This window comes from Psychrobacter sp. JCM 18900 (assembly GCF_904846625.1).
GTDB lineage: Bacteria > Pseudomonadota > Gammaproteobacteria > Pseudomonadales > Moraxellaceae > Psychrobacter.
The window spans coordinates 31,198-53,810 of the sequence record NZ_CAJHBL010000004.1 but is presented as its reverse complement, the minus strand read 5'-3'; the positions used below and the strand labels follow the sequence as shown (position 1 = coordinate 53,810).

The 22,613-nt window shown below is 42.1% G+C and carries 16 protein-coding genes; 3 read left to right on the top strand and 13 right to left on the bottom strand.

What is annotated here, in order from left to right:
* Nucleotides 1–254: 254 nt before the first annotated feature.
* The 5 genes from JMX96_RS08490 to JMX96_RS08470 form a co-directional block, all read right to left on the bottom strand.
* The gene (locus JMX96_RS08490; protein ID WP_201568668.1) at nucleotides 255–746 is read right to left on the bottom strand and encodes a hypothetical protein; all 492 of its coding nucleotides are present in this window, start codon (nucleotides 744–746) and stop codon (nucleotides 255–257) included.
* 118 nt (nucleotides 747–864) lie between these two features.
* A complete protein-coding gene (gene rph / locus JMX96_RS08485; RefSeq protein WP_201568667.1) occupies nucleotides 865–1,581 on the bottom strand; it encodes a ribonuclease PH in 717 nt (238 codons plus the stop codon).
* 181 nt (nucleotides 1,582–1,762) lie between these two features.
* Complete coding sequence (locus JMX96_RS08480) at nucleotides 1,763–3,562, bottom strand: AMP-binding protein (protein WP_201568666.1); 1,800 nt, start codon at nucleotides 3,560–3,562, stop codon at nucleotides 1,763–1,765.
* A 509-nt stretch (nucleotides 3,563–4,071) separates the two neighbouring features.
* A complete protein-coding gene (locus JMX96_RS08475) occupies nucleotides 4,072–5,799 on the bottom strand; it encodes an AMP-binding protein (protein WP_201568665.1) in 1,728 nt (575 codons plus the stop codon).
* Nucleotides 5,800–6,152: 353 nt separating this feature from the next.
* Nucleotides 6,153–7,940: a vWA domain-containing protein gene (locus JMX96_RS08470; RefSeq protein WP_201568664.1), complete on the bottom strand. Its 1,788-nt coding sequence runs from the start codon at nucleotides 7,938–7,940 to the stop codon at nucleotides 6,153–6,155.
* A 457-nt stretch (nucleotides 7,941–8,397) separates the two neighbouring features.
* Here JMX96_RS08470 and parC point away from each other — a divergent pair, with 457 nt between their 5' ends.
* The gene (gene parC / locus JMX96_RS08465; protein WP_201568663.1) at nucleotides 8,398–10,704 is read left to right on the top strand and encodes a DNA topoisomerase IV subunit A; all 2,307 of its coding nucleotides are present in this window, start codon (nucleotides 8,398–8,400) and stop codon (nucleotides 10,702–10,704) included.
* A 147-nt stretch (nucleotides 10,705–10,851) separates the two neighbouring features.
* Here parC and JMX96_RS08460 read toward each other — a convergent pair whose 3' ends face one another.
* The 4 genes from JMX96_RS08460 to JMX96_RS08445 form a co-directional block, all read right to left on the bottom strand.
* On the bottom strand, nucleotides 10,852–11,331 hold the full coding sequence (locus JMX96_RS08460; protein ID WP_201568662.1) for a BLUF domain-containing protein: 480 nt from the start codon (nucleotides 11,329–11,331) through the stop codon (nucleotides 10,852–10,854).
* 107 nt (nucleotides 11,332–11,438) lie between these two features.
* Nucleotides 11,439–11,918 (bottom strand): BLUF domain-containing protein, encoded by a 480-nt coding sequence (locus JMX96_RS08455; RefSeq protein ID WP_201568661.1) that lies wholly within the window; start codon nucleotides 11,916–11,918, stop codon nucleotides 11,439–11,441.
* Nucleotides 11,919–12,289: 371 nt separating this feature from the next.
* On the bottom strand, nucleotides 12,290–12,763 hold the full coding sequence (locus tag JMX96_RS08450) for a BLUF domain-containing protein (protein WP_201568660.1): 474 nt from the start codon (nucleotides 12,761–12,763) through the stop codon (nucleotides 12,290–12,292).
* 452 nt (nucleotides 12,764–13,215) lie between these two features.
* The gene (locus JMX96_RS08445; protein ID WP_201568659.1) at nucleotides 13,216–13,722 is read right to left on the bottom strand and encodes a hypothetical protein; all 507 of its coding nucleotides are present in this window, start codon (nucleotides 13,720–13,722) and stop codon (nucleotides 13,216–13,218) included.
* 299 nt (nucleotides 13,723–14,021) lie between these two features.
* Between JMX96_RS08445 and JMX96_RS08440 the strand changes: the two genes are divergently transcribed.
* A complete protein-coding gene (locus JMX96_RS08440) occupies nucleotides 14,022–14,852 on the top strand; it encodes an HAD family hydrolase (protein ID WP_082624645.1) in 831 nt (276 codons plus the stop codon).
* A gap of 119 nt (nucleotides 14,853–14,971) precedes the next feature.
* On the opposite strand, the gene JMX96_RS08435 is transcribed toward JMX96_RS08440, so the two are convergent.
* Both JMX96_RS08435 and JMX96_RS08430 read right to left on the bottom strand, forming a co-directional pair.
* Nucleotides 14,972–16,591, bottom strand: a complete 1,620-nt coding sequence (locus JMX96_RS08435; protein WP_201568658.1) for an AbgT family transporter — start codon at nucleotides 16,589–16,591, stop codon at nucleotides 14,972–14,974.
* A 455-nt stretch (nucleotides 16,592–17,046) separates the two neighbouring features.
* Nucleotides 17,047–17,874 carry a 3-oxoacyl-ACP reductase gene (locus tag JMX96_RS08430; protein WP_201568657.1) on the bottom strand — a complete coding sequence of 276 codons (828 nt, stop codon included), beginning with the start codon at nucleotides 17,872–17,874 and terminating at the stop codon, nucleotides 17,047–17,049.
* Nucleotides 17,875–18,249: 375 nt separating this feature from the next.
* Here JMX96_RS08430 and JMX96_RS08425 point away from each other — a divergent pair, with 375 nt between their 5' ends.
* A complete protein-coding gene (locus JMX96_RS08425) occupies nucleotides 18,250–19,383 on the top strand; it encodes an ABC transporter substrate-binding protein (protein WP_201568656.1) in 1,134 nt (377 codons plus the stop codon).
* Nucleotides 19,384–19,463: 80 nt separating this feature from the next.
* Here JMX96_RS08425 and JMX96_RS08420 read toward each other — a convergent pair whose 3' ends face one another.
* Nucleotides 19,464–20,675 carry an FUSC family protein gene (locus tag JMX96_RS08420; RefSeq protein ID WP_201568655.1) on the bottom strand — a complete coding sequence of 404 codons (1,212 nt, stop codon included), beginning with the start codon at nucleotides 20,673–20,675 and terminating at the stop codon, nucleotides 19,464–19,466.
* Nucleotides 20,676–20,964: 289 nt separating this feature from the next.
* Nucleotides 20,965–22,386 carry a glutamate synthase subunit beta gene (locus JMX96_RS08415; protein WP_201568654.1) on the bottom strand — a complete coding sequence of 474 codons (1,422 nt, stop codon included), beginning with the start codon at nucleotides 22,384–22,386 and terminating at the stop codon, nucleotides 20,965–20,967.
* Nucleotides 22,387–22,613: the final 227 nt, after the last annotated feature.

The window sequence follows — 22,613 nt, the reverse complement described above, 5'->3', positions numbered from 1 at the left end:
CTTGTCAACTAGATCTCAATGACAGTATCGATAATAAGAAGGGTAAATTTTATAATCCTACTTATAAACCATTTGCGCACAAATCTGCAAGCACTATTCGCCTGCGATAGGTGATAGACGGTATAAATATACTGATAGATGACAATATTGGAGAGACACGTCGAATGAAATTTAAAATGACACTTGAGTTAGAAGTTTAGATAATACCAAGATAATAGCTATGCTTTCGTAAAGTATGAAACTGAAAAATGATACTAATTACTCTTCATTTTGATATTTACATGGCGTTTTGTTAGCGCTTGCCCTTCTAAGATAGCTTTCGCAGCTTTTGCTTCTTGAGCACTCTCAAAACCAGTAATATGATATTTGCGGACGTCACTACTATCGACAATCTGTAATTGCTCGCCAATCAACGTTATCTTATCGCCATCCGTTAAATGAATATGCTCACGCTTACCTAGATTGTCATGGACCAACTCGCCAGCCCTTACCCACAATGTACCGCTACTAATCATACCGCTCATAGCCTTTTTATGCTGTTGGCGCTTTTTATTGAAAATAAAGCTACCAATGATAAGCAGTGCAAGCGCACCGATGGCTAGACGCTCAGGTAACAAGCTCATCGCCATGGCGACTGCGACGGCCCCTACCAATAATGCAGAACCAAACCAAAACATGCCATTATCAGCAACATTCGCTTGCCCTTGTAAGGTTATTTTGGCGCCATCATCAGTCAGCTTTAGCATGTGTTGTTACCTATTACGTAATGTACGAATATTTTCTATTAAAAAACTGCCTATTAGCAGCTAACAGGCAGTTATTGACACTAAAAACAAAGACAGTATGTTGAATCTAAACGCTAGTCTACCAACCAAGCGCCGTCTGTTGCATTTTAATCAATTCAGCGATGCCTTTTTCAGCTAATGACAGCATAGCATCTGCTTGAGCACGAGTGAACGGCTTTTCTTCAGCAGTACCTTGCAGCTCAATGTACTCGCCTTTCTGGGTCATCACAACGTTCAAGTCGGTATCACAGCTAGAGTCTTCTTCGTAGTTCAGATCAAGATATGCTTCGCCATCTTTCATACCAACGGAAACCGCAGCAACCAATCCGATTAGCGGATCTGTTTTAAGTTTCTTGGCCTTTTGGATACTCTCTAGCGCATCGATAAGCGCAATTGCAGCACCAGTGATACTGGCCGTGCGAGTACCACCATCCGCTTGCAATACATCGCAATCAAGATAGATGGTGTTTTCACCAAGTTTACTCAGATCAATCATGGCACGTAAGCTACGACCGATCAAACGCTGAATCTCTTGCGTACGACCTGACTGCTTACCGCGAGCCGCTTCACGCTGATTGCGCGTGTTGGTCGCACGTGGCAACATACCATACTCAGCTGTTATCCAACCTTTGCCTTTACCTTTGAGCCAGCGCGGCACACCAGATTCTACACTGGCAGTACATAGTACCTTGGTATCGCCAAAACTTACCAGTACTGACCCTTCAGCATGCTTCGTATAATGGCGCTCAAAGCTGATCGAGCGAAGTTGGTCAAGCCCACGATTGTCAATACGCATAAAAATTCCTAGTACAATGTTATAAAAGCAGTGTCATAAAAATACCTATCAGTCGTTAGCAAACACATTGATAGGTATGTAGTCGACTAAAATCTTAAGATATCCTAACGTGACAACGGCGCAATAGCAAGATTCACACCTGCCATTACGCCACCGTTATCAACAGAATCTCAGATATAAACTATTCTAACCCTTCCATCTTACGCAATTCCTTACGTAGGATTTTGCCAACGTTCGACTTTGGTAATTCGTCAACGAACTGTATATGACGTGGGCGCTTATAGCCAGTCAGTTGTTTTTTGCCGTATTCCAATAGTTCTTTTTCAGTCACGTCGCCTTTTTTGACCACAAACAGCTTTGGCTCTTCGCCGCGATCATCGTTCGGAACACCAATAGCACCGCATTCTACGACTGCTGGATGTTCACTCATCGCCTCTTCGATTTCGTTTGGATAGACGTTGAAACCAGACACCAAAATCATATCTTTTTTGCGATCGACAATTTTGATAAAGCCTTTTTCGTCCATGATTCCAATATCGCCAGTTTTTAAGTAGCCACTAGCTGTAAAGGATTCAGCAGTTTCTTTCGGACGATTCTGATAACCAATCATGACCTGTGGACCTTTGACGCAGATTTCACCGCGATCGCCCATGGCTACTATATTTTCGTCATCATCAATGAGTACGATATCGGTACTAGGCGCAGGAATACCGATTTTTCCGGTAAACTCTGCAATAGTCATCGGATTAAATGCTACGACAGGTGAAGTCTCTGACAAGCCATAGCCTTCAACGATAGGCAGGCCAGTGATTTTGTGCCACTCTTTCGCTACGCTAGGCAATACTGACATACCGCCGCCGATAGACGCTTTTAGATTAGAAAAGTCTAAATCAGCAAAGTTATCTTTGTGCACTAAGCCGTTAAACAAAGTATTCACGGCAGGGATAAACGCTGGCTTGTATTTAGCCATCTCTTTGATAAGCCCATCAAGATCGCGCGGATTCGGAATGAGTAGCGAGGCATAGCCTTGATACATACTACACATACCGCAGACCATAAATGAGAATACGTGATATAGCGGCAGTGCGGTCAAAATTACATCTCTACCATCTATATCATCATCAAATGCACTGTTCATCAGTGCGCTGACCTGTAACATGTTGGCGACTAGATTGCCGTGAGACAGCATCGCGCCTTTCGCTACTCCTGTCGTACCACCGGTATATTGCAGCAAAGCCACATCGCTTAAGTTTAACTCAGGGCGCTGGTACTTACTGGCTGACTCAGCATTTAAGGCATGCTTGAAGCTCACGCTATTCGGTATGCTATAAACAGGAATCATCTTTTTAACATGACGAGCCACAAGATTAACCACGGCTCCTTTAATCGTACCTAGCATATCACCAATGGTACACACGACTACATGCTCTACCTGACCTTTATCTTCTGCATCTTGATACGTCTTAGCAAAGTTTTCAACGATAAATAGCGCTTTCGCACCACTGTCATGCAACTGATGTGACAGCTCACGGCTAGTGTATAGAGGGTTTACATTGACCAAGACCATCCCTGCACGAATGATACCCAAAGCAACCACTGGGTACTGCAAGACGTTGGGCATCATTACCCCAACTTTATCGCCTGCGACCAGTCCTATTGACTGCAAATAGCTAGCAATCTGTCGGCTATATAGATCTAATTGCTTAAAAGTAATCGATGATCCCATGCAGATATAGGCAGGTTTTTGGCCATAACGGCTAAAATTACGCTCGAACACATCCAGTAAAGAGGTATTGTCTTCTGGCATCTCGATAGTAGCATCGATGCTATAGCGCTCATAAGCGCTCAGCCACGGACTATCACTGTCGATGGTCGGTATAGTAGGAAACGCGTTGCTTTGATAAATATCGTTAGTAGTATTGGCTTTATCATCAGTCGCAGCGCTATTATCTGTCGTTTTTTTATTAATATTATCCGTCATAATTTTCCCTAAATGTTACTGTTAAAAACATTGAATATGCTAATGGAAACACCATTTTTTGTGATTATTGCTGACAGCAGAAGCTTATGAATAAGAAATAGATAAGTATGATCGGGTTTGTCATTCATAAGCTTTGCGAATTAAAGTGTGTTACTGGGGCTATGATAAATAATACTACCACTGAACATGACCAAGTCGAGAACAATATTTACTACCATGATTTCGCCTGTTACCTTGAGCAAAACCAGTACGATTTTTTGGACAAAAACAAAAATACGTCGATGGGCACTATAGCAGTTTTAATAGATATTCTCTATTAATAGTAGCTGTCATCCACAAATGTCAAAAGCGATAAAGACAAAAAAATGATAAGACAGCATGGTTGCAGCCTTATCATTTTTGGTTACTACTTTAGTTACTACAGTATTTAATCGAGCGATACTTTCACATGTACTTTTAGTTAATACACGCATCTATCAAACAAATATATAGGTGCGTGTATCAGCAAATTAACCGTGGTTTTTTTCTTCAAGTACGCGTAGATCTTTGCGCAAAATCTTACCAACGTTCGATTTTGGTAGCTCGTCAATAAACTCAACACGACGAGGACGCTTATAACCTGTTAGGTTCTCTTTGCCGTACTCAAGAACTTCTTCGGTAGTCAGACTAGGATCGTTACGGACAACATAGATCTTAGGAATCTCACCACTTTTCTCATCTTCGATACCGATGACGCCACATTCTAAAATCTTAGGATGGCCAGCCATGACTTCTTCGACTTCGTTCGGATAGACGTTAAAACCAGACACCAAAATCATGTCTTTTTTGCGATCAACGATGGTCACATATCCGTTGTCAGCCATGATACCGATATCACCAGTACGGAAAAACCCATCTGCTGTCATGACTTCGGCAGTAGCATCTTCACGGTTCCAGTAACCTTTCATTACCTGTGGACCACGAACACTAATCTCACCGCGCTCACCAAGTGCTACTTCATTACCTGCATCATCCAAAATTGCCACATCTGTTGCTGGCATCGGTACACCAATGGTACCTGTGAATGTCTTGCTGTTGCTAGGATTAGAGGTCGCTACTGGTGCTGTTTCAGACAGGCCGTAACCTTGAATGATAATATTACCAGTGACTTGACGCCATTTTTCCGCCGTTGGACTCAATACTGCCATGCCGCCGCCCATCGATTGACGCAGCTTGCTATGATCCATCGCGATAAATTCTTCGTTATTAGCAAGCGCGTTGAACAACGTGTTTACCGCTGGGAAGAACGCTGGTGGATTGGCTTTATATGCTTTTAACAAGCTATCAAGATCGCGTGGGTTTGGTACTAATAATACAACACAACCGCGATACAGACCGAACATGCCACATACGGTGAATGAGAAAATATGATACATCGGCAATGCTGTCATAATCACAGGTTGCTCACCTCTTTGATCGAAATCATCAAAAGCGGTGCCCAAAAAGGTATTAGACTGAATTAAGTTTGCCACCAAGTTTTTGTGCGTTAGCATCGCACCTTTCGCCACGCCTGTCGTACCACCGGTATACTGTAGGACAGCGATATCATCAAGGGTGATATTGGTTGGGCGCTTATATTTGCTAGCAGTGACTTGCTTTAGTGCAGTTTTGAAGCTGATGCTATTAGAAATGCTATAGTCTGGCACCATTTTTTTGACATGGCGGACGACCGTATTGACCATAAAGCCTTTGAGCGTACCCATCAAATCGCCCATACCCGTAATCACGACTTTATCGACCACATTGCGACCGATGTCTTGATAGGTTTTGGCAAAATTTTCGACCATGATCAGCACTTTGGCTTCTGAATCAGTCAATTGATGCTCAAGCTCTCTGGTAGTATACAGAGGGTTGACGTTAACTAAGGTAAAGCCTGCACGTAGTACAGCGATGACAGAGATTGGTAACTGCAAAATGTTGGGCATCATGACCGCAACTTTATCGCCTTTGACCAATCCTAATGACTGTAGATAAGCGGCCATTTGACGGCTGTATAAATCTACTTCTTGGAAGCTTAACGATGAACCCATGCAGATATAGGCAGTTTTATCAGCATTTTCAGCGAAGCTTTTTTCGAAAATATCGATAAGTGACGTATTGTCGGCTGGCAACTCAATGTCATACTCCAGACCAAGTTCTTCATACGTTTTTAGCCAAACTTTATCGTCACGACGGGTTAAGTTTCCTTGATTTTCCATAATCTTTTCTCTCCTAGTAATAATACATTACCGTCAACTCACGCCAATCACAGTGTGATAAATATACAAAACGTCAGAGTCTTGCCTATCGTTATGATAAAAAGCAAGGCTGCGACATATTTGTATAGTGCTGAGCGAACAATATAGCGGTAAATAGCCCTTTGTTCATTAACATACACACTTTATACATAGTACTCAATACAAAAGATTGCTACACCAGTTCTCAAATAGGCTTGACGCTCGATATCTCCATACATATCAATACATTAGATTAAAAATACCAGTCATACCATTAGAAAATATGACCCTTGAATTCTGCTTCCTAATGACCATCCCGACACGATATCTGTTCACTATCGGCTGTTTTTTAGCGCACTCGCCAGCTCAGTCAACGTCACTAAATTGCGACGAGTACCATCAGTATCGCTACTTGGTCTATCTGCGATACTACTTTTTGCAAGTTTAGTGCTATCACTGTACTGCCAGTCATTAATATAATCGCTTTGAGTCAAGCGTTGACCGAATCCTGCTACTGCCATCGCAAACTGAGTATCGATACTGGCTTTGTTTAAAGCGTGGCTGGCTTTATTAATCGGTTGGCTAATCAGTTTGGAGCTATCACCTGTCGGTGCTTTATAACGAATTTTTAGATAGCCAAGCTCATTAGAGTTCTGTTTATTATCTGAACTAGTATTGCTATTAGCATAACGGCGATCGCTATATAACCCTTTTTGACCTTTTGGTGTCACTTCAAACAAAGCGATAACTGCTTTACCTGCCCCAAGCTCACCTGCATCAATTTTGTCATTATTGAAGTCTTCTTCAGCCAGTACGCGATTTTCATAACCAATCAAGCGCCACTCACTCACCACATCAGGATTAAATTCAACTTGGACTTTTACGTCTTTAGCGACGGTGTTAAATGTCGCGGCTAATTCATCACCAAAGACTTTTTTTGCTTCAGTTAAGCTGTCAATATAGCTGTAATTACCATTGCCGTTGTCCGCCATCTGTTCCATCATGTGATCATTCAGATTACCACGACCGAAGCCAACGGTAGACAAAGAGATACCGCGATCGCGATTGGCTTTGACCAAATCAAGCATCTCATCGACATCACTAATACCAACGTTAAAATCGCCATCCGTTAACATCATGATTCGATTGATACCGTTCTTTTTTAGTCCTTGTTCAGCTTGCCTGTAGGCCAATTTCAGAGCGTCTTCCCCATTGGTTGAGCCTGAGGCATTCAACTCCTCGATAGCAGCCAATATTTTTGCTTTTTGGTCACCATTGGTCGCAGGCAACGCCACATTAGTACTACCTGAATAGGTCACGATGCTGATGCTGTCTTGGGCACGCATTTGCTCTGTCAGCAGCTTAAGCGACGACTGTGCCAATGGCAACTTATCGCGTGACGACATAGACCCTGACACGTCTACTAAAAACACAAGGTTGGCAGGTGGCATAGATTGCTTATCCGTTTTTTGCGACCAGCTACTATCAACGGCTTTGATACCGACTTTGACGATTTTATTATCCTGATCTGCTCTATCCCAAGGTGAGTCTACTACCTCAGTTGACACAATAAACGGGGCACTACCTAAGCGTTTGCCATCATCAAATTGATAGTTAAAATAATTAATCAATTCCTCGACCCGTACGGCATTAACAGGTGGTAGTTGTCCCTCGTTTAAATAGCGGCGCACATTGGCGTAGCTGCCCGTATCGGTATCGATAGACAAGGTTGATACCGCCATATCCGTAGTGCGATGTACAGGATTGGCTGCGTTTTTTTGATAGTTGTCTTTTGCCTCTGGCGTGACTATGATGCTCGGTGATGGACGTACGATACCTGTCTGCGCCGCAGAACGTACCATCATCTGTTGGCTGATGACTGATGGCTTAACACTGGGTGACGCCATGATAGACTCTGACACCACTGCTGCATCTTGATTGACTGTGCTGATTGTCTCGGCTGGTAGCGTTTTGCTCATTTGTGAAGGGCTACAGGCTGTCAATCCTAGACTGGCTATAGCAGTAATCAACAGCACATTTCTAGTAGCGTTTTTCCCTAGGTGCTTATTTTCATTTCTTAGTATGGTAGAGGCTGAAGTTTTAGATAAAGAGTCAAATGACATAACAGAAATTCCTTATTGTAAGATAATTCAGTAGCGACTTGTCCGTGTCAATATATGGTTAACGCTATTTAAATAGGCAAATCAGTCGCCTTATTTAGTCTATTAGCTGTCATACTTTCAACCATTAATTTTGAAGTAAAACTATTTTGAACCTACTGTTTTTAGACTAATGACAGACAAGATATCCTAAATAAAAATGATTCAATCTTAAGACATTTATTAACCATATAAAAAACAAATATTAGATTTACTATACTTAATTTAATCTATAAAAGCTATGAATCACCACAGTAGAAAAAACTCCTATAAGCGCTTGTTTTAAGCACGTCACGAGATGTCGTATATTCTGACATACGTCTTTTTAATTGGTGCAATATCCTTTACGATAGCACTATCCTATTTGTATGCTTGAACCAATTATCTATACCTATTAAAACTGATAAGTGAATCCTATTTTATGTCTGATGTTATTGATCATACGATCGCCCCAATTATTCCCAATGAGCCGATGGATACTCGTTCAGTCGCAGAGTTCACTGAACAAGCCTATCTCAACTATGCCATGTACGTCATCATGGATCGGGCGTTGCCAAATATCGCTGACGGTCTAAAACCTGTCCAGCGTCGCATCGTCTATGCCATGAGCGAGCTTGGGCTAAAGTCATCTGCTAAGGCAAAAAAGTCTGCACGTACGGTCGGTGACGTATTGGGTAAATATCATCCGCATGGTGATAGTGCATGTTATGAAGCGATGGTACTGATGGCTCAGCCGTTCAGCTATCGCTATCCACTCATCACTGGTCAAGGTAACTGGGGTAGCCCAGATGATCCGAAATCTTTTGCCGCGATGCGTTATACCGAAGCCAAAATGTCAGCTTATGCCAATACGTTGCTGGCAGAATTGGGTCAAGGTACAGTCGATTGGCAAGATAACTTCGATGGTACGATGCAAGAGCCAACTACCCTACCTGCCCGCCTGCCTAATATTTTATTAAACGGTACGACAGGTATCGCGGTTGGTATGGCAACGGATATTCCGCCGCATAACCTTAATGAAGTGGTACGCGCGGCTATTCGATTGCTTAAAAATCCTGAACTATCGATCAAGCAGCTTACCCAATCGATACCCGCACCTGACCTACCGACACCAGCGGAAATCATCACCAGCAAAAAAGATTTGCAAGCGATGTACGAGACTGGACGCGGCAGTTATAAGATGCGCGCCACCTTTCATGTTGACTCTAAAGAAAAGAATCTCGTCATCATTGATGCGCTTCCTTACCAAGTTTCAGGCAACAAAATCCAAGAGCAAATTGCTAAGCTTATGACTGATAAGAAGCTGCCTTGGGTGACCGACATTCACGATGAATCAGATCACGAAAACGCTTGTCGTATCGTCCTTGAGTTGCGCTCAACGCGAGTCGATGTCGATCGTGTCATGAGTCATCTATTTGCCAGTACTGACCTAGAAAGCAATTACCGCGTCAATATGAATGTGATTGGCTTAAATGGTAAGCCGCAGGTGAAAAACTTAAAAGAAGTTTTGGAAGAATGGTTAGTCTGTCGCCGCTCGGTGGTCACGCGCCGTTTGCAATATCGCCTAGATAAAATCGATAAACGCTTGCATATCTTGGCAGGTTTACTGATTGCTTATCTGAATATTGATGAAGTGATTCGCATCATTCGTGAAGAGGATGATCCGAAAGCAACCTTGATGCAGGACTATGACCTGACTGACATTCAGGCCAATGCTATCTTGGATATTCGTTTGCGTCAGTTGGCAAAATTAGAAGAGATTGAGCTGCGCCGTGAGCAAGACGAATTGGCTGCCGAGCGCGCTATTATTCAAGAGTACTTAGATAATCCAGACAGTCTAACCAACCTAATGATTGACGAGCTTACTGCCGATATGAAAGAACATGGCAATGAGCGTGTGTCGCCATTAGCAGAGCGCGAAGAAGCGCAAGCACTGAAAGAGTCAGACCTCGTACCGAGTGAGCCGGTCACTGCCATCTTATCAAAAGCAGGTTGGATTCGTGCTGCCAAGGGTCATGATGTCGATGCCGCTGGTATGAGTTATCGCTCAGGTGACAGCTATCAAGCGCACGTGCGCGGCAAATCTAACGAAAGAATTTACGTACTCGACAGTACGGGACGCAGCTATAGTATCGATGCGCACAACTTAGCTTCGGCGCGTGGTCAAGGTGATCCATTAACCAGTGTATTAAAGCCGCCAGCAGGCGCTAGCTTTGAGCAGCTACTCACGGGTGATAACGATCAACGCATTATCCTTGCTAGTTCAGCAGGTTATGGTTTTATCAATACCATTGGTAATCTCGATAGCAATCAGAAAGCTGGTAAAAACGTTATTAACCTAGCAACTGATAGTCGCTTGCTCCCTATTGCACGTATCGACGTACCAGTAGAGTCGGCCGCTAATACCGAAGGTGAAAGTAGCAATATACGTGTGACACCTGATCATGTTGCTGTCGCGACCAATGCAGGATACCTACTGATATTTGCCCTTGAAGATTTGCCTGAACAGGCTCGCGGTAAAGGGAACAAACTTATTAAGTTGAAAGACGGTGAAGAGGTACTCGCTATCACACCACTTAGTCAGCAAGACAGCCTTGTCATCACTGCTGGCAAACGCCATGTGACACTCAAGCCGAATGATTTGGCTAACTATACGGGTGTTCGCGGTAATCGTGGTGGACAGTTACCAAGAGGCTTTCAGAACGTGACGAGTGTTGAGATTGGCTAGTTTGACTAGTTTGACTAGTTTGACTAGTTAAATTTTGGAAACCCTAGTTCAAAATATAGCTAATAAAATTAAATAACTCCTATCAAAAAGCCGCCCATACACAATGTATAGGCGGCTTTTCTACACTACTCAAAATAGAGAAATTATTTAAGACTTATTAGATACAGCATCTTCAAAGATCGTTCTCAGGAAGCTTGTAATCTGAGTGCTTTTCATTAGATACGGATTAAAGTCAGCACCTGCCGAGAAGCTTTTTAGGGTATATGCTTCGTCTTCTTCACTTGATGTTAAATATTTTATTAAAAACCCATCCCACCTACGTTCTTCTATTTCCTCAATCTCACTGAGGTGGGGTGCTAGGTAAGAGTACTCACTAATTAATTTTACTAGTATTTCATTGATAAGAGGTCTTGGACCTTCAATATTTTGAATAAAGTAATTGTCATTCACGACAAGCGCTGAGGTTACACCACTTTTTTCATTATTCCTTCGCCATTGCTCAAGCAGACGAGCCAACCCTATTCCATTATTACTGTCACTATTTCTGCCAATATACGTTAGGCTGAGAGTAATATGCTCACCATGTCTTTTTCTATCTTCTAAAGGTTGGCTGGTAGTAATATGCATAAGAAACCTTATTTATAAAAAACTATCTAAATCAAAAGACACTTTATAGACGGCTTTTTTACGCCAATTAAAATAGATGACTCTTATGATATGTAAATGCTACTTACTTAAAACCTATCGGATTCAGCACCTTCAAATATCGCTGTCAAAAAGCTTTCAATCTGAGTACTTTTCATCAGGTAAGGATTGAAGTCAAAACCTGCTGAGAAACTTTTTAAGGCATACTCTTCATCTTCGACACTTTCCGTCAGGTGTTTGGTTACAAACCCATCCCATCGAAGCGCTTCTATCTCTTCCACCTTGACAACATTAGGAATAATCTTGAAATGCTCATCAATTATCTTCGCTAGAGCAGCGTTGACCGCCGGTCTTGAGCCTTGAATGTTTTGAACAAAGTAACCGTCATTGATCACAAGCGCTGCAACTAACCCACTTTCCTCAAAGTATCTTCGCCACTGTTCAAGAGCACGAGTCAACTCTATACCTGTTTTCATTTCGATGTTTTTACCGATATACGTTAGGCTAATCAGCAGATGCTCGCCATGTCTTTTCCTATTTTCTGAAGTTTGACTGGTCGTTATTTGCATAAGAAAATCCATTTATATAATAGGTATATAAATTAATATACACTTTATCATAAAGTATAATCAATAAAACTCTTGAGAATTGACCAGCTTCTTATCATCCATAGCTTAAAATAACATGGCAAAAACAGGTATCACTAAGGTATTTTTAGTAGTTAAGTCCTGCAAAAGTCAGGTATGAATAGTCACTTATGGACATTCGCCAATATTCTGTCTAATTGCTAAGAAAAAACCCTGTACCGATACTGCTAACTTGCTTTCAAAAAAAGCCGCCTATACAAACGTATGGACGGCTTTTCTATTCTAGCTAGGGCAAGTGCTACTAACAACTATAAGAGACAAATATTCAAGAAATAAATGCCACTCATTTAAAATTAATTAGATTCAACATCTTCAAATATCGCTTTCAAAAAGCTTTCAATCTGAGAGCTTTTCATTAGATAAGGATTGTAGTCCGAGCCTGCTGAAAAGTTCTTTAGAGCATGCTCTTCATCTTCAACGCTTGAGGTTAGATGTTTAACTAAAAACCCTTTCCATTGGCGCGATTCGATTTCCTCTATATTCACAATATTAGGGACAATAGTGGAATGCTCGTCAAGTATCTTTTCCAAGGCAGTATTGATAGCAGGTCTTGTTCCTTGAAAACTTTGAACGAAATAACCTTCGCTAATGACTAAAGCTGAAACGATATCGTTCTCTTCAAAATATCTGCGCCAGTACTCAAGTGCGCGAGTCAGCTCAATCCCAGAATCTAGATCGACATTTTTGGCGATATATGTCATGTGGATAAGAATATGCTCGCCATGCCTTTTTCTATCTTCTGAAGGTTGGCTTGTCGTTATGTTCATAAGAAACCTTATTTATAAAATAATTCATTCAAATCAAGGTATACTTTAAGATAAAGTATAATTAATAACATTTTTATCATTTGCTATGATTTTTTTAGATTTATAACATAGAAGTTTCAATGATATAGCATACCGATATCTATAGTAGTAAAATTATACTACAAAGTTGTCACGTTCAGTATCTTGGCATTATTCAAATAGTTAACAAGCCTAATCTATATTCTCCTATAGCCCTGCCGCAACGCACTTATATGACTAAGTCATGTTTACTTATAGACTAAACTCTACAAGCATTTATCAGGGTCTGTCATGTTTATTAAGTTAACGTACTTATAGGTATATAAAACACAACTTACCTTCAATAAAAAGCCGTCTACGCTATGTATAAATAGTGTTGTATAGACGGCTTTGTTGCATACTAACTGTTGCATATTAATTGAATAGCTAACGTATCAATACCGACCCATCTCAACTGTTGTCTCAGCAAGTACCGAGTCGCCTTGCCATGCTTGTACATCTACCGTATACAGATGGTTTTTGCCGCCAGAACAAGGCGGCTTATATGCACCGCCTGCCTCGCCTTTACGGCTGCGGTATTCTGCGACCATCTCAATACCTACTGGTACTTCGTAAGTATGACCAAATACTCGTGGCACTTCTGCGCTCGTAGCACCCTCCGGTAATGCGAACTCCACGATACCATGTCCACCATGTTGCATACGTTTGTTGCTTACATCGTTGTAGACGAACACCAAGCTTTTCGCGCCTGCCGGAATGTTTGAAACAGTCATGCTAGGCGTGGCTGGACTTTTGCCATCATAATTTAGACATTGCTGCCCCTCAGGTATTTTTTTGCCATCCCAAACAGCATCATTAAATTTAACATTCATTGCAAAAGCATTGGCAGATAAAGCCACTGTTGCCAAAACTGTAATCGATTTTAAGGCAAAGAATTTCATACTTGTTCCTCTAGGTAGCTGCTATATTAATAATGATAGTCCATCTTATTACGGAGATTAATTTTGATAATTGAATATAACTTTATAATAAATAGACACGGTTAAGTTAATCATATCGTTTAGCATTTTTGTTAATCCTTTGGACAATCAATGAGCGGTTCTACAGGCTACATCCAAATACTCTCTCAATAAGCATATTTGCAGCATCATAGGTTACTCGATAGGTATTTATCTGATTGGGTATGTTGTAGTAGTATCTGAATCATTGTAACTACACGACTAAGAATAATAGGATCATCATGTTTATCGAAGATAAGATTGCCAAAGAAAGTATGACTACTAAGATTTCGACCCCAAAAATCATCTTTTTTGACATTGATGATACCTTAAGCCGTAACGGCATCATCGCTGAACACAATAAAGCGACGCTTGAGCAGCTTGCAGATACCGATATTAAACTAGTAATTTCGACTGGTCGTTCTAAAGCCATACTGCCTGAAGATATTCTAGCGTTGCTTGATGCAGATATATTGGACGCCATTATTTGTATGAATGGACAATATAGTTTTGATAAAAGCGGCCGAATCAGCCACTACCCATTAACTGCTGAACAGACAGATAAAATCGTACGCCTATGCCAGCAGAGTGATTTGATTCATAAGTTTGACTCTGCCACTCATATCGCTTGGTCAGGTGAAAATGAACGTTTACGCGAGTTCAATGCGGTCACGCCCAATTCGATCCTTGACCCTGAGTACTACAAAACAAATACCGTCTATCAATGCTCGGTATTCTTTAATAATCAGCAAGAAAAGATGCAAGACATCGATTTTGCCCAGTATGATTTAAAGCTGGTACATTGGCATCAGATTGGTGCCGATATATTGCCAGCAGAGGCATCAAAAGCTCGCGGTATCAAAGATATGTGCGAGTACTATGCGGTAGATGCAAGCGAATGTATGGCATTCGGTGATGGTATGAATGACTTAGAAATGTTCGACTTGGTTGGGTTTGCTGTGGCCATGGGAGATGCGCAGCCAGCTTTAATAGAACGCGCTGACTTTGTCACTGGGACAATCGAAGAGTATGGTATTCAAACCGTGCTTAATCAGTTAGCAATGAAGTCATAAGACTGTTAAGGCACATAAAGCCATTAATGTTCATCTAATTAACGTTCATTTAAAAAAAGCCCTTACTAACCGATTAGTAAGGGCTTTTTATTGTCAGTATATTTTCTATAATTCTCTAATTATTGTGCTGGGTAAAACGTCTCTGAACCTGGACCAACTGGCAAACCAAGTACAAACACCCAAATGCAGAATAGAATAATCCAACCAACTAAGAACGCAATAGAATAAGGCAACATCATTGCCATCAATGTACCGACACCCGTATTTTTCTTATAGCGAATCGCAACTGCCATAATTAAGCCAAAATAGCTCATCATGGGCGTAATAATATTGGTGGTCGAATCACCAATACGATACGCTGCCTGTATCATCTCGGGCGCATAACCCGTCAGCATCAGCATCGGTACAAATATCGGTGCTGTCACTGCCCACTGTGCAGACGCCGAACCTAGCATCAAGTTGACTACCGCACATATCAAGATAAAACCCACTAACAAGAATGGTCCAGTCAGACCGATATCATTTAGGAAAGTCGCACCAGATACAGCCATCACAGAGCCAAGGTTTGACCAGTTAAAGAATGCGGTGAACTGTGCGGCAAAGAACACCAAGACGATATAAATACTGAGCGAACTCATCGCATGACTCATCGCATCAACGACATCTTGATTGTTTTTCATGCTACCAGTAATTTTGCCGTAGATGTAACCTGGTATGGCAAAGAAAACAAAGATAAAAACGACAATCCCTTTTAAAAATGGCGAGCCTGATATTAGGCCTGTCTCAGTATTACGTAAGATACCATCTGCTGGCACTACCGTCCAAGCAAGTAATAAGCAAAATATCAACATGCTAATACCTGCCCACATAAGTCCTTTTTTCTCAATCGCAGACACGTGCTCAGCTTTGGTATCTAGCACCGAAGGATCATCAGCATCAGTCGGGTTATACTTACCCAAACTTGGCTCAACGATTTTTTCGGTCACAAAATAACCCAAGCCACTAATCAAAAAAGTGCTGACCACCATAAAATACCAGTTCGCTTCTGCTCCAACGGTATAAGCTGGATCGATGATGCGTGCCGCTTCTTGGGTAATCCCTGATAACAGAGGATCAACCGTGCCGAGTAATAAGTTGGCACTATAACCACCAGACACACCAGCAAATGCTGCTGCAATACCAGCCAAAGGATGTCGACCAAGTGAGTGAAAGATGACTGCTGCAAGCGGTATCAACACTACATAGCCAAGCTCAGCGGCTGTATTCGACATAATACCTGCGAACACAATGGTAAAGGTCACCATCTTCTTTGGTGCATTCAGTACCAGTCCGCGTAGTGCAGCAGATATCATGCCAGAACGCTCAGCGATGCCGACACCGAGCAGAGCGACTAGCACCGTCCCGAGTGGTACAAAGCCCGTAAAATTAGTCACTAAGTTTTCAACAATACGTGCTAAACCTTCACCGTTTAACAGGTTGACAACTTCGATCATACCATCGACGCTACGCCCTTTAGCACCTTCTGGCCGTGGATCAATTACCGATACACCAAAGTAAGACAATACGGACGACAGCACTAGTAAAAATACTGACATCCATACGAATAAAATCACAGGGTGTGGTAATAGATTACCGAGCCATTCCACCCCTTTCAAAAATCGCTGCATGCGAGAGTTTTTTTCTGCTGCATCAAAATTATTGTGTGGCGGACTGCCATTTGGCGAATTACTTCCTTGCATAGCCCATTACTCCAATCAAAATTTAAGCACAGTGGATGTACTTAAGGTATATAAGAAATTGATAAAAGAATGAGATTGAAACATAGTTGGGAAATAGAAACAAATATTTTTCCATTACCAAACAAAAAGTTTGTAACTATATGCAACACATAAACTATAAGCATCCAAAAATGGTTCAGCAAGAATAAAAAACGATAGATCGAGATACACCCAACCTATCGCTAATAAGTAATATGTAGACATTAGACAAGCCTTGAGGCTACATCATCGACTATAAAATCATGAACAATTTACACTAACATTTTGGCACCTAAGACTTACCTGCTACTAACCCATAAACCCAGCGGACAATTATATAAAAACAACTATGATCAGAGTAACGATTACGACTCCAACACCTTGACGAGTATTCACTTTATCCTTCCTATATACCTAATTGAAAGTTAAAACGTCAATTAAGGCATAGTCAGTCCACCATCGACAGCGATAGATTGTCCAGTAATAGCCATGCTCAAATCAGACGCCATGAGCAATACTGAATTGGCAAAATCAGCTACCGAAGTCGCTTGGCGCAGCGGCGTCGTAGTCGCGATATAGTCAAATACCTCTTCAGTGGTTAAGCTACTTGCGTCGGTAGTTTTTAATAATCCACCTGCCAGCAAATTAACCCGAATACCATACTGTCCAAGCTCGCTCGCTAAGTTACGGGTAAGTCCGATTAATGCTGATTTAGCCGTGGTGTAATCATAATAGGTCACCACTGGGTTGTAGACAAGATTGGTCGATATATTAATGATTTTGCCTACTTGCTGCGCTTTCATCTGTGGCAATACCGCTTGCACCGTATTGACTGCGCCTTTAACAATACCATCCATTTGTTGTGAAAAGTGCGACCACTTTACTGTTTCAATACTGGTGTACGCAGCGCTTGGATTGAACTGATAATTCGGCAAGGCATTATTGACCAATATATCGATACGACCATGACGAGCGGTGACTTCAGCTGCCATGGCTTGTACTTGCTCAAGATCGGTCACATCCGCCTGATAAGCAAATGCTTGGCCACCTGTCGCAATGATATCAGCCACTACTGCCTCAGCAGCCTGTTTACTATTGAGGTAGTTGACGCAAACGATAGCACCTGCTGCTGCCATTTGCTGTGCAATCTGTGCACCAAGTCCACGACTGGCACCAGTGACTATGGCGACTTTATCCATAAGCAATGCTGGTATAACTGAGTGGCTTTTATTCAAAGCGTTTTGAGTTGAGGTACTTTCAGTCATTGCGCTGTATCCTTTATTATTATGGTATGGTTGGTGTCTTAGAGCCAAAGGCTGATATCTGCTTAGATGATGTTCGTCATACTTCGGCCTGTGCCAATCATAGCATGGTTATATACTATCTTTTTTCGATTCGACGTTAGCAGCTCGCTAGCAATTCTACTCAGAATTACCTGTCATTAAGTTAGTTTTGCTACTCATCTCATTAGACCAACTGGCTATTTTTATTAGTATTGTTAAGCATTACCTTAATAGTAACCCTTTAAATTATATAAATTAATGACCATAATAGTTTTATTGACCATATCAGGCTTTTATCTTGTTGGCTTTTTTATTGAATTTTTCTGATTTGCATTATCTTTATTTAGGAGAGATATTTTGACCCATTTATCATCGTCCCATCCAACTACTCACACCTCGGCTAGTGTCGGTCGTATAGTGCCAAAAGCATTGTTAGCAGCGGCTGTCGGCTTGATGCTTGCCAGCTGTAGCAACTCTGACAATGCAGCGGATGGCAGTGCTGCGGCGAGCAATGAGACGCTGAACCTTTACAACTGGTCAGAATATATGCCGCAAGAGATTTTAGATGGTTTTGAAGAAGAAACTGGCATCTCAGTTAATTACACCACATTTGACTCCAACGAAGCGATGTATGCCAAGCTCAAACTATTGGATGATTCGAGCCAGTATGACTTAGCGATTCCATCGACTTATTATGTTGAAAAGATGGCGAAAGAAGGGCTGTTGCAAGAGCTAGACAAATCAAAACTGAGCAATTTCAAGAACCTTGATACCTCATTTACCAATACCAAAGTTGATCCTGATAACAAATACTCTATCCCCTATATGTGGGGCAGCACAGGTCTAGCCATTAACGGTGACAGTGTCGATCCGAAAACTGTCAATAGCTGGAATGACCTATGGGATCCTAAGTATAAGGGTCAGGTGATGCTGACCAATGACGTGCGTGAAGTCTTTGGTATGGCACTGCTGACCCTTGGCTACTCAGGTAATAGTAGCAATCCTGACGAAATCGAAGCCGCTTATGATAAGCTCACCACGTTGATGCCAAACGTCAAAACTTTTAACTCTGATGCGACACGTATGCCATATATCGAAGGTGAGACTGCGCTTGGTATGACATGGAATGGTGAGGCAGTCATGGCCAATGACGAAGGTTTGACTAGCTTAGTTTATAAGTATCCAACCGAAGGCGCTATCTTATGGATGGACAACTTTGTCATTCCAAAAAATGCCAAGCAAGTTGATGCAGCACATAAATTTATTGATTATTTATTACGTCCTGAAAATGCAAAAATCGTCAGCGAAGAGATTGGCTACGCATCACCAAACATAGCAGCACGTGAGCTGATGGATGAGAGTGTCCAAAACAATCCAACGATTTATCCCTCTAAAGAAGTATTAGCAAAAGCTGAGTTCCAAGAAGATGTAGGCGATGAGGCGTTGCAAGTGTATCAACAGTACTGGGATAAGCTAAAGACTGGTCGTTAATAGTTTTAATTTAGCATTTTAGAATAAAGTAATCTTTTAAAATAAAAACGCTGATCCTAAATGGTCAGCGTTTTTTTAGGTTATAAATGTAAATCCGTCTCGCCGCCCTGCTCTTTCATTCGGCGCTGCTCGCGGCGCTGATAGCCCAGACCAGATGCAGCAAACCAATGCGGCTTCGATGTTTGTAGTAAATCACTCAGCTGCTGCAACTGAGTCTGCAAGGTTTGTGTCAACCAAAAATAGCCCTGCCACTCAAATGCTAGGTGCTGTACGCTTGGATACTCTGAGACAGCAATACGAGTAATGGGCCGGAATACTTCATCGCTTGGACTACGTAGTACCGCTGCCATATGCTGCATCGCTTGGGTTAGCTCATGCTGATAATGTACCAATAAAACATGGTTTTCTTCATCAATTTCGATATTTGCCAAGCGCGGAGCCGCACTTAACAATAAATCAATCGTCCCGATAATATTACGGTGGGTACGTTGAATCGTCTCTAGCGTTTCTTTTTCGATTCCTGACTCACTGGCTGTCGCCGCGATATGTGGTCGCACAGCCAGCAGACGTTTATTGATCTGCTGTAACGCTGTGACCAACGCTCTATCAACGGGTACTTCCTTAACAGGAAAAGCTACTGGGTTTAACTTTTGAACAGAGTCGTCCACCACTCCATCCGTTGCGTCAATATGATGACCTACGCCTGCATAGAGACTACTACAAGCGTCAAGGTTACTACTCAATAAGAACCGCCACATCAACGTTGATTTGAGCGGCAAAATTAGCGTCACTGCTACCGAAACGCCTGTCCCCAGTAAGATATTTAGCGCGCGGTAGATACCATCTTGACCAATGCTATTATTGCCTAAATCAGAGACAATCATCAACATAGTGATGCCCGTTAGCAGCCCTGTATACCCGAGCTGTCTGACGGCTAGATAGCCGATAATACCACTGAGCAGACCAATAAGCGCATAGTCCACCCATAGCCATGCACCCGCATTTTGATTAAACCATAACACCCCAAGCGCAGTACCAATACCCAATAAAGTACCGATTACGCGCTCTTTCGCCTTAGTATAAATAGCGCCTTGGTATTGCAATAACCCTAGAATAATAAATACTGTAATGGTCGTCCATTCACCGTGCGGAAGATTGGTGATTTTATTTACCAATAAAGCCAGTATCACAGCCGTACCTAGTCGGGTGGCATGTAGGATATCTGCATGTTGGTAGCGAACATAAGGTTCGACAAATGGAGCAGTAATACGCTGATAAAGGGTGGGTTTCACGCAAGGCTACTCTTTTTGGGTGGAATATTTAAGTGAGACATTTTAATAAAGTATTATTAAAATATCTCAATAACTAGCGGTAAGTATAAGTTGATATTCTATCAGCAAAATGACGGGCAAAAAATAACGCCTTTTACCTATTATTCACAGGTAAAAGGCGTTATAAAAAATATCCTAGCACACTATATTGAAATCTACGCTATTGAAGATTATTCACCAAATGACTCATCGAATTACTTATCAAGATCTGCGTCAGTATTAATGAATAATAGTCTATTGCGCTAGCGTATTATACTTGTAGGTAGTCTAAAATACCTTCCGCAGCTTCACGACCTTCCCAAATCGCTGTCACAACCAAGTCAGAACCACGCACCATATCGCCACCAGCGAAGATTTTAGGATTTTGAGTCTGGAATTTGAAGGTTTGCTTTTCGGCTGCTAGTACGCGACCAGAGCTGTCCATCCCCACTTGCTGAGACTCAAACCAATCAGCAGGACTTGGTCTAAAACCAAAGGCCATGATGACTGCATCACATGGGATAATCTCTTCAGAATTAGGGATTGGCTCAGGGCGTTGACGACCACGGTTGTCTGGTGCGCCTAACTGAGTAGTAACAACTTTTACGCCGTTAACTTTACCGTTTAAGCCGATGATTTCGGTTGGCTGTCGGTTGAATAGGAACTCAACACCTTCCTCACGAGCATTGACCACTTCACGGCGTGAACCCGGCATGTTTTCTTCGTCACGGCGATAAGCACAAACCACTTTTTCGGCGCCTTGACGGATACTGGTACGGTTACAGTCCATTGCTGTATCGCCGCCACCAAGTACCACCACCTTTTTACCTTTAAAGTCGATGTACTCTTCAGCGTCTTTTTCCCAATCATTGCAACGGTTCACGTTGGCAATCAGGTAATCTAGTGCATCATAGACGCCTGTCAGCTCTTCACCAGCAAAGCCGCCGCGCATATAGGTGTAAGTACCCATACCCATAAATACCGCGTCATACTCAGCCAATAGCTCATCAATGGTGACGTCTGTACCAATCTCTGTCTCTAAACGGAATTCGATACCCATGTCTTCAAAGATCACACGGCGATTGCGCATGACGTCTTTTTCCATTTTGAACTCAGGAATACCAAATGTCAGTAAGCCGCCAATTTCAGGGCGCTTATCAAAGACCACTGGTTTGACACCATTTCTGACCAAAATATCTGCGCAACCTAGACCTGCTGGTCCTGCGCCAATGATAGCGACTTTTTTATCTGTCCAAACGACTTCAGACATATCTGGACGCCAGCCAAGTGCAAACGCAGTATCGTTAATGTACTTTTCGACATTACCAATGGTCACTGCGCCAAAACCATCATTTAACGTACAAGCGCCTTCACACAGACGATCTTGCGGGCAAACTCGTCCGCATACTTCAGGCAAGGTATTGGTACGGTGGCACAATTCAGCTGCCTGAAATATCTGCCCTTCTGTCGCCAACTTTAGCCAGTTAGGGATATAGTTATGTACTGGACATTTCCACTCGCAGTACGGGTTACCACACTCAAGACAACGATGCGCTTGCTGAGCAACAGCTTCGTTTTCGAAAGGCTTATAAATTTCAACAAACTCTGTTGAACGCGTTGCAATGTCTTTTTTGGTTGGATCAAATCTTGGTACATCTAAAAACTGGAAGTTGTTTTCTAAGCGTTTTGCCATGGTGCTATCTCTTTTATATAAGGCTCTTTTGCAGTGGGTGGCGACAGTCAGCGATGTTTGGTTTGTCTAAAATCTGAGACATATATCGCTGCTGTCACGTACCTGCTGAAAACCTGTGAGTTAAAACGTCTCTAAAAACGGAACGCTGGCTAACCTGATTAAAGCGACTGCCGATCCATCAATACAATCCATCAATGCACTCCATTGATACGATAGACAGTCATGTA